Origin of the sequence: Streptomyces sp. NPDC059832, assembly GCF_042731715.1 — a bacterium.
Lineage (GTDB): Bacteria > Actinomycetota > Actinomycetes > Streptomycetales > Streptomycetaceae > Streptomyces.
Map to the genome: position 1 here is coordinate 1 of NZ_JBHWIY010000083.1, position 7,061 is coordinate 7,061.

General features: G+C 67.7%; 6 protein-coding genes. 3 read left to right on the forward strand and 3 right to left on the reverse strand.

All coding sequences use genetic code 11. The features are described 5' to 3' along the window. The first annotated feature begins 783 nt into the window (after nt 1–783). Nucleotides 784–2,541 (forward strand): gamma-glutamyltransferase, encoded by a 1,758-nt coding sequence (locus ACFV8T_RS45060; protein WP_385339602.1) that lies wholly within the window; start codon nt 784–786, stop codon nt 2,539–2,541. 39 nt (nt 2,542–2,580) lie between these two features. Beyond that, nucleotides 2,581–4,248, forward strand: coding sequence for a gamma-glutamyltransferase (locus ACFV8T_RS45065; RefSeq protein ID WP_385339605.1), 1,668 nt, complete (start codon nt 2,581–2,583; stop codon nt 4,246–4,248). A gap of 206 nt (nt 4,249–4,454) precedes the next feature. Here ACFV8T_RS45065 and ACFV8T_RS45070 read toward each other — a convergent pair whose 3' ends face one another. From ACFV8T_RS45070 to ACFV8T_RS45080, 3 genes are all read right to left on the reverse strand, one after another. Then, nucleotides 4,455–4,676, reverse strand: a complete 222-nt coding sequence (locus tag ACFV8T_RS45070; RefSeq protein ID WP_385339607.1) for an IS3 family transposase — start codon at nt 4,674–4,676, stop codon at nt 4,455–4,457. Beyond that, on the reverse strand, nt 4,677–5,372 hold the full coding sequence (locus ACFV8T_RS45075) for an IS3 family transposase (RefSeq protein ID WP_385339608.1): 696 nt from the start codon (nt 5,370–5,372) through the stop codon (nt 4,677–4,679). It abuts the gene before it with no gap. A 170-nt stretch (nt 5,373–5,542) separates the two neighbouring features. Further along, the gene (locus tag ACFV8T_RS45080) at nt 5,543–5,677 is read right to left on the reverse strand and encodes a hypothetical protein (RefSeq protein WP_385339611.1); all 135 of its coding nucleotides are present in this window, start codon (nt 5,675–5,677) and stop codon (nt 5,543–5,545) included. A gap of 80 nt (nt 5,678–5,757) precedes the next feature. Here ACFV8T_RS45080 and ACFV8T_RS45085 point away from each other — a divergent pair, with 80 nt between their 5' ends. Continuing rightward, nucleotides 5,758–6,171 carry a LysR substrate-binding domain-containing protein gene (locus tag ACFV8T_RS45085; protein ID WP_385339614.1) on the forward strand — a complete coding sequence of 138 codons (414 nt, stop codon included), beginning with the start codon at nt 5,758–5,760 and terminating at the stop codon, nt 6,169–6,171. Nucleotides 6,172–7,061 lie beyond the last annotated feature (890 nt).

The following is a 7,061-nucleotide window of genomic DNA, read 5'->3' on the forward strand; positions in this document are numbered from 1 at the left end:
GAAGCAGCAACAGAAAAGCGGCCAGGGCCGGCACTCGTCTGCGCAACATGGGCAGGACCTGCACGGATATACCTCACAGCTGGAGTGGGAGTGGGGCCGGTGCGCGCCGGGCCGCCGTGCTGACCGCGGTGATCCGCAGCCCGGCAGTGCAGTGCTCACCGGCTTGGTCACACAGCCAGAGCCGGGTGGTTTCCGGGAACGTCTCAAAGACGGTGAAGCTGCCCAAACCCGGCAGCTCTGCGGATCGACTTGGCCAGCAGATGTACCAGTTGCAGGCTGTGTAAGTCCACCGCAATTGACCTGCGTTCGGCAGGCGCCGGGCAGATGACCGGGTTACTCCCCGGGCAAACTTATACGCACGGCAGCAACTTTGGTGTGCGCTCATGCAGCGAGGTGTCCGGAGGCCTTTGCGGCAGCGGCAACCCCACCTGCTGCGCGACATACAGTTGTCGCTCGCGCCATACGAAACACTCGACATCTGCTGATTGATGTCGCCGACCGGCACTGCCCACCATGGGTGGACAGCCTTCCCACGCCGCAACGTCTGCCACGACGTGACACAACACGTACTGCTGTGTCTCGCGCACGAGAAAGCACGTGCCGGGCTTGAGCATGCGCAAGAGCACGGCCCGGAGGTCTATGTACATGGGGCGACGGTGGTGGTGAAACACGGTGCCGTCGCCGACATCTCCGCAGCTGCGGAACCGCCTCAACAGGAGCGGTCGGCCATCATTCCTCACCATTCAAAGGGCCGCATATCGCTGCGGCAGAAAGGACGGGCCCGTGGACCGTCGACTGGTCAACAGGGGCGAACGGCCGCACCAGGGCGAGGCACCCGACCTCACGTCGGGGAGTTGGGGCCCGGGGGAACGCGACCGGTTTGTCTCCTCGCAGCAGGCGTCGCGCACCAGCGCCGCCACGGCGTCCGGCAAGAACGGCGCTGTGACCGTCGCCCACGGCTCATACGCGGCGCGCGCCGGGCTTGAGGCGATGAAGCAGGGCGGCAATGCCGTCGACGCGGCCCTGACGACCGCACTCACCCAGGTGGCCCTGACCGCCGGGGCTCCGATCAGCTACTTCGGAATCATGTCGCTCGTCTACTTCGAGGCGAAGACAGGCCGGGTGCACACCATGAATGCGGAATGGAACACGGTCACCGGCGAAACGGACCCGCTCTCCATCCCTGGAGCCATCGACTTCTCTTCGAGCGAGTCCCTGCTCGGCCAGGGTCGGCCGTGCGGCCGCACGGCCCTGGTCGGCGGATTCATGAAGGGCGTCGACGCCGCTCACTCCCGGTTCGGGAAGCTGCCCTTCGAAAGTCTCTTCCAGCCGGCTGTCGAGGTCGCCGAGACGGGAATGCCGGTGGATGAGGGCCTCGCGTGGATGTACGCGCTGCGCAGGGACGATCTGGCCCGTCTGCCGGAGACCCGGGAAACGCTTTTGAAGCCCGACGGGTCCGCCTACCGCCAGGGCGACATACTGCGCCAGCCCCGGTTGGCGCAGACGCTGCGGCTGATCTCCGAGCACGGCAGCGACTACATGTACAGAGGGCCCTGGGGGGACAAGCTGATCTCCGCCCTCCAGGCCGAGGGTGGCAGGATGACACTCAAGGACCTCGCCGACTACGAGGTGGCCTGGGCCGACGCACTCGTGGCCGACGTCGGCAACGGCTTCTCCATCGCAACCTCTCCCTGGCCCAACGCGGGCGGCGTCGCCCTGATCGAGGCTCAGCATCTCGCCGACGTCGCCGGGCTCGTCCGGGGCCCGCACTACACGGAGTCGTCGGAAGCGCTGCGGAAAGCCCTTGATATCACCCAGGTGTTGATGTTGGGGCACTCCCCGGAAGACGCCGGGGCGCTCTTCCCCAGCCTTGATCTCTCCCCCGAGGCCCGGGTCACGAAGGCACACGCAGAGAAGCTGTGGGCGGTCATCGGGGAAGGCTCTCCGCTTTCCCGATGGAAGCGCACCTCACCGATGCACTCCGACGACGTCGTCGCGGCGGACGCCGAGGGCAACATTGTTGCCATCACTCACTCGATCAACTGCGCCCTGTGGGGCAGGACAGCCATCAACATCGACGGCATCTCGATCGGCGACCCCGCCTCCTACCAGCAGGTGTTGGTGGCGGCGACTCCTCCCGGTGGGCGTCTGTCGGCCCCCACCGAGACGGGCGTCGTCCTACGGGACGGCAAGGCAGTGCTGGGCTTCGCCTCCATGGGGGCGGGGCTGCACCAGCGGACGTTCCAGGGTTTGTTGAACTACCTGCACTTCGGAATGACCGTCGAGGAAGCGATCAACACCCCGGACTTCTTCGCTCCGGCGATCGATCCCACGACTTTCGAGACCACCGCCGTCTTCCCCGCCGGAAAGTTCGACCACCCGGTTCTCGAGGGCACAGGCATCACCTGGAAGGAGGCCGAGGATGAGCACGCTCTCCTCGGAGGAGAGGGCTACTGGGTCGCCGTGGAACGCTCCCCGGAGACAGGCACGATCAACGCCGCCTCCCACAATCGCCACAACAGCGATGCAGTGGCGTTCTGAGTCACCGGGGTCCGGAAACAAGAACTTCAGGGAGGGTATGTGACCAGCACCATTGACGGCCCAGACACCGTGCGTGGCCGTGTCGGGCCCAAGGCCACCGTCACCGGCAAACGCGCGGTCGCGTCCAGCCAGCACGAGATCGTGACGACGGTCATGCTCGACACGCTGCGCGTCGGGGGCAACGCGATCGACGCGGTAATCGCGGGCAGCCTGGTCCAGGCTGTGGTGCAGCAGGACATGACCAACCACGCGGGCACGGTCTCCGCCCTGGTGTACGAGGCCGCGACCGGTCGGGTGCACGAGCTCAACAGCATCGGGACGATAGTGCCGGGCCTGCCCCGCTTCGCGCCCGTCCCTGCGGGCAAGGGACTGTACGCAAGCTTCCCGGGCGGGCCCATCGCGGTGACGCCTGGCTTCATGCCGGGGCTGAAGGCACTCCATGACCGGTTCGCCACGAGGCCATGGGCTCAGTTGTGCGAGGCCGCCGTGCACTGGGCGGACCAGGGGCACACCGTCACCTCGTTCGAGCACCTGGTGATGGCGCAGACCGTGGACTTCTTCCTCTACACCCCCTCGGGACGGCGGCACTTCGCCCCGGGCGGACACCTGCCACAGGTGGGTGACCGCCGGCGGTCCGCCGCGCTGGCCGCGACGATGCGCAACCTGGCGGCGGACGGGCCGGACCACTTCATCACCGGCAAGTGGGCCCAGGACTTCGTGACCCGGGGCAACGAGCTCGGCTGGTCCGTGCGGCTGGAGCACCTCGGTGCGATTCCACCGCGCTGGTCCTCGGGCTACCGGTGGGAGCACAAGGGCCACACCGTCGTACAGCAGTCGCCGCCCGAGCGGCAGGGCGTGTTCTGCCAGATCGTGCTGGGAATCCTCCAGGAGCTCGACATCGTGTCGCTCGGACACTGGTCGCAATCCGCAGAGGCCTTGTACTACCTCGCGCACGCGCTGCGCCGGGCGAGCCTGGAAACGGGACTGCTCAACGATCCCGCCGTCTTCGACGACGCGAGCACCGCGATGACCTCGAAGCAGCTCCTCACCGGCTTCGCGGACATCCTCCGCAACGCCAAGGCCCATGTAGACCTGACCGAGCACGTGAAGCTCGTCCGCGGCACCCCCGCGGTGGCCGCTTCCGGCGCTTCCAAGCAGCCTGCCGGCAGCTGCGAGCTCAGCGTGGTGGACGAGGCCGGCAACTGGGTGCAGATGATGAACACCCTGCAGAGCGGGGGCATCCCCGGTGAGGTGGTCGGTGGCGTGCCGATGGTCGGCAGCCACCAGGTGAACGGTCTGCAGTCACCGTTCGAGGGCTGGCACACCGGGGGCGGACGCCCGCGGTCCACACTGTCTAACACCATGGTGCTGCGTGACGGTGAGCCGTGGCTCGCGCTGGGCTCTCCGGGCAATGTGCACTGCACGGTCCCCCAGGTGCTGTCGAACATCCTCGACTTCGGAATGAGCCCGTACGACGCGGACGACGCGCCGCGCTGTCTGCCGTACGAGGACGATCACACCATCTCAGTGGAGAGCCGCATCGCACCCGAGGTGATCACGGGACTCGCACGCCTCGGCGTGCTGGTCAACCCATTGCCGGAATACGACTACCACATGGGGACTTACCAGATGAGCTGGCGGCAGGAAGGCCGTGGTCTCGCCGCGTGCAGCGGACCGCGCCGCGAGGGTGTGGCCGACGGTGTCTGAGCCGTGTCCCCCCGCAGAACCACCATGAGCTTCGTGCTGCGGGTTCCGGCTTGTCCACGACTCTCGCGCGGCCGCGGTCCGGCTCGAACCGGACCGGCGTATCGCTGCTACGGTCAGAAGCCGATCCACGCGATCCGGCGGGCGACTTCGGCTGGTTCACCGGGGCATGGCGGTATGAGGTTCCCCCGCAGCTCGGGAGTGGCTGACTAGCTGGTCAGGGCGGGTTGACGGGGTTTCAGGTTCGTTCGTTCGGCCGTTGCCTGGTCGGCGTAGTGCTTCTCCTCGAACTCGATCGGACTGAGGTGGCCGAGCCGTTTCTGGATGCGCCGGGAGTTATAGAACCCGTCGATGTACTCGAACAGTGCCAGGTTCGTCTCGGCCCGGGTGGCGAAGACGCGGCCGCGGATGCACTCCGTCTTGGTGATCATTCACAGGTTCTCCGCGAGGGCGTTGTCGTACGAGTTTCCGACCGAGCCCATGGACGCCTGAACTCCCGGTCGCAGCAGGCGAGTTGTGAGCTTGATCGACGTATCTTGACAGCCGTGATCCGCGTGATGAATGAGCTGTCCGGGCTCGACCTCGCGTGAAGCGAGGGCGTACTCGAGCGTGGACAGCACCAGGTCGGCGTCCGCACGGGCGGAGGTCTCCCAGGCCACCACCCGGCGGGAGAACGCGTCCCGGATCGTGGACAGCCACAAGGGGCCCTCGCCGGTCGCGATCATCGTCAGGCCGGTGACCCACAGCCGGTTCGGTGCACTCGCGGTGAAGTCGCGCTGGACCAGGTCCGGGGCCAGGGTGGCCTTGGGGTTCCGGCGCGTGAAGCCCTTGCGGCGCGGGCTGATCCTGGCGAGGTCGGCCTCGCGTATCAGGCGCTCGACCCGCTTGCGGCCCACGTGGACGCCCTCACGCTTGAGCACGGCATGCACGCGCGGCGAGCCGTGGATCCCGCCCGAGTCGGCGTGGATCTCCTTGATCTGCTCGGTGAGTTCCGCGTCCCGGCGCACGCGTTTGCACGGCTCGCGCTCGGCACGGCGCCAGCGGTAGTGGGTGGAGGAGGGGATGTTCAGTTCCCGGAGTAGGGGCTCGACCCCCAGGTGCGGGTGCTCGGTAAGGAGCGCCGTCACCTGGGCCGGGTCGGGTCGAGCTGGGCCGCGAAAAAAGCCGAGGCCGTCCGCAGGACCTCGTTCGCCCGCCTGAGCTGGGCGTTCTCCTTGCACAGCGCGGTGAGCTCGGCGCGTTCGTCGGTGGTCAGCCGGTCATCGCGCTCGTCGGCGTCGGCCCCGGCCTGCCGGATTCAACCGCGCAGGGCCTCCGGATGCACGCCGAGATCGACGGCCAGTTTCTTGATCTGCGGCTTCGGATCGGCGGTGCGGTACATCCCTACCGCACGCTCACGCAACTCGAGCGAGTATTTCCCGGGGGCAGCCATGGTCGATGTTCCTCTCATGAGAACCATCTGACCTCTGTCACCACACTCCGCATCTCGGGGGAACCTCAGCAGGTCCGGCTATGGGAACCTGGGGAGTTGCCCGTCCTCGCGGCGGGAGAGGTCGGCCGCGTAGGCGTTGCGCCCCCGGCGCGGCAGCAGATCTGCGCTGCTTCGCCGACGCCCCCTGGCTGCTGCCCGGACCCGATACGGCCTGTCACGAAATGACACAGCGTGCGTGCGGCGCCGCCTGCTTCGTCCCCCGAGCAGTGGCCGTGGCGGGCGACTCCGCCGTAATCTCCGCTCTGGCCGCCCGCCGCGCGGGAGTCGCCCTTATTCCCTGCATGGCACTACCGGCGCCCACACCGGAGCTCAGCATCCACGCCCTGCGCATCCCGGTACACCGCAGCGTCCATGCTCTGTACCGCTCGGGAACCGGCCAGCACCCTGACGTCCGACACGTCCTCGGCCGTCTTGCCGCAACTCCTGACTGCTGAGGGCACGCTCCAACCGAGCACGCCCATCGGGTCTGTCGCTGATCTCGTGACGTGTGCCGGGTTGATCGTTCTGCACGGGTGTGCACTACAGGGGGCTTACAGAAGGTTCTGCCGCATCTGGCGGCCGTACTGATCAAGTCGGCGCAGCGGGATACGGACGATGTCGTGTTACGCACGCGTTCGCCTACACCGTTGGCACGATGCCCGCGGTTCGAGCGAAGATCAGGCCGGGTACATGGCTGATAGCGGTGGTTTGTTAGACCGGGGAGTAGAGATCGAGTGGGTGGCCTGCGCCGACGGCGTTGATCAGGGCTTGAAGTTCGGGTGGCGGGGGTGCATTGCTCCAGGCTCGCCAGCAGCGTTGGAGGGTGGTCCAGGGGTCGAGCCAGGCCCGGACGGCGCGAATCGCCTGCGGCCAGCTGGCCGGTTGGGGCTGGTGGGGTCTGCTGGGGCCCCCTCTCAGCCGACCCCACCGCTGTGACAGTCGGCGGGGCCGTGGGGACGAGGGCGGGCTCCCGGTCGGGAGGTTGAGCGAACCAGGTGTCCCAGCAGAACGAGAACGCGCAGGTAACCAGGGTCTGGTGGCGGCGGATGGCGGTATCGGAACGGACTTGGAAGTCGGCCCACCCGAGTTCGCCCTTGACCTGTTTGTAGCTCTGCTCGATCCAGTGTCGGATGCCGTAGATCCGGACGACTTCGTGCAGGCCGGCGGCCGGTTCGGGGCTGTCGGCCTCGCGGGGACCGCCGGGGCGGGGCAGGTCGGTGGCCAGGTACCAGGTGGCTTGCGGGGGCAGCGTGGCCGGGTCGGTGGTGGCCACGATCAGGCGGACGTTCCCGTCGGGTCCCCACCAGCCGAGGCGGGCGTCGGCGGCCCACCAGGTCTCGGTGTG

Bases quoted from the DNA above. Each gene is read 5' to 3' on its own strand.
- ACFV8T_RS45070 (WP_385339607.1), bottom strand. From the start codon at position 4,676: ATGATCACCAAGACGGAGTGCATCCGCGGCCGCGTCTTCGCCACCCGG.
- ACFV8T_RS45080 (WP_385339611.1), bottom strand. From the start codon at position 5,677: ATGGCTGCCCCCGGGAAATACTCGCTCGAGTTGCGTGAGCGTGCGGTA.
- ACFV8T_RS45085 (WP_385339614.1), top strand. From the start codon at position 5,758: ATGGGAACCTGGGGAGTTGCCCGTCCTCGCGGCGGGAGAGGTCGGCCG.